General features: G+C 58.2%; 2 protein-coding genes. One reads left to right on the plus strand and one right to left on the minus strand.

The window, feature by feature from the left end:
- A partial coding sequence (locus MPJ51_RS21040; RefSeq protein ID WP_298390903.1) for a Glu/Leu/Phe/Val dehydrogenase occupies positions 1 to 1,373 on the minus strand: 1,373 nt, incomplete at its 3' end.
- 325 nt (positions 1,374 to 1,698) lie between these two features.
- Here MPJ51_RS21040 and MPJ51_RS21045 point away from each other — a divergent pair.
- Positions 1,699 to 1,952, plus strand: a 254-nt coding sequence (locus MPJ51_RS21045; RefSeq protein WP_298390905.1) for a Tad domain-containing protein, incomplete at its 3' end; no start/stop codon positions are given.

Below are 1,952 nucleotides of genomic sequence, written 5' to 3' on the forward strand. Positions count from 1 at the left end.
GCCGTGCGCAGATCCTCGACATCGGCGCGGTCATGCCAAACCTCGCGCATGGACTGGTAAGCAATCCGCATCGTGTCATCCAGACCCGAACGCACCAGTTCCAGTTCACCCGCGCCCTTAAGGTATTTGGACTTGAAATCCGGTGACATCGACCAAGCATCGCCCATGTACCGGTCCAACCGCTCCAGTTCGGACACGATCAACTCGTGGCGCGCCTCTTCCTGACGGCGCTGCATCCGGCCAAAGCGGATATGGCTGAGGTTCTTGACCCATTCGAAATAGGACACCGTCACACCACCGGCATTGGCATACATGTCGGGGATGATCACCGTGCCCTTCTTGCGCAGAATCTCATCCGCGCCCGCCGTGACCGGACCATTCGCGGCCTCGATGATCAGCGGTGCCTTAATCCGTTCCGCGTTGGACAGGTTGATCACACCCTCCAGTGCCGCCGGGATCAGGATGTCGCATTCCTGCTCAAGCACCGCGCCGCCCTCGGCGGAATGGGTGGCGTCGGGGTAGTCCTTCACCCCGCCATGTTTCACGATCCACTGGCGCACGGCCTCGACGTCAATCCCGTCGGGGTTATACAGCGCGCCGTCCCATTCGATGATCCCAACGATCCGAGAACCGTCTTCCTCGCTCAGGAACTTGGCAGCGTGGTAGCCCACATTCCCCAGCCCCTGCACAATAACCCGCTTGCCGTCCAACGAGCCGGACAGCCCGGCCTTCTGGATATCTTCGGGGTGGCGGAAGAACTCGCGTAGCGCGTATTGAATGCCGCGCCCAGTCGCCTCGACCCGGCCCGCGATGCCGCCGGCGTTCAGCGGCTTGCCCGTCACACAGGCCCGTGCGTTGATATCGGTGGTGTTCATCCGCGCGTATTGGTCGGCGATCCAGGCCATTTCACGCTCGCCCGTACCCATGTCGGGCGCAGGCACGTTCTGGGACGGGTTGATCAGGTCGCGCTTGGCCAGTTCATAGGCAAAACGGCGGGTGATCTGCTCCATCTCATGTTCTTCGTATTTCCGGGGATCGATGCACAATCCACCTTTCGAGCCGCCAAACGGCGTTTCGACCAGCGCACATTTATATGTCATAAGCGCCGCAAGCGCCTCGACCTCGTCCTGGTTCACGGCAAGGGCAAAGCGGATACCGCCCTTGACCGGCTCCATATGTTCGGAATGGACCGAGCGATAGCCCGTGAACGTATGTATCTGCCCCCGCAACCGCACGCCGAAGCGCACCGTATAGGTGGCGTTGCAGACCCGGATTTTCTCCTCAAGCCCCGGCGGCAGGTCCATCAGGGACGCTGCCCTGTTGAACATCAGATCAACACTCTCACGAAAGCTGGGTTCTTTGATGCCGGTCATAAAATCCTCCGAGTTGGCAAATGACATAGGTCATGGCTTTTTGTCGCACCGCAGCCCGCAAGCCGCAATCATCAACTGCACTTTTTTTCATCAGTTTATGAATCTCGGGTTACGAAATCCCCCTGAGTCGCGGCGTTAACCTTTGCCGCGCCATTGTCGCGACTGGCGAAACAAAGAGCATTCTAATGCCCAAACTAAGGCCAATTTTCATTCAATATGAGCAGTATAAGGGCTTTCACGCCCCATTTCCGCCATGAATCCCCTCTAACTTATTAAAGTTGCGAAGAATTGGCATCGCTGCGTCTCGCCGACAAAGGATTTCGTCATGAAGAAGTTTGTTTGTAAGTCAAAAACCACTGATCCGCGCCACACCGGGCGCGTCTCATCGCGCCTGCGAAAGTTCGCGTCCTCAGAAGACGGCTCGATGACGATCCTTGTGCTGTTTTTGTTTATGACCGTCTTATACGCTGCGGGTTTCGCGGTTGACATGATGCGGTATGACCGCGAGCGGGTGAAACTGCAATACGCCCTTGACCGCGCCGTGCTGGCCGCCGCTGACCTGGATCAGGAACTGTGCCC

The organism is Ruegeria sp., assembly GCF_028066395.1.
Taxonomy (GTDB): domain Bacteria; phylum Pseudomonadota; class Alphaproteobacteria; order Rhodobacterales; family Rhodobacteraceae; genus Ruegeria.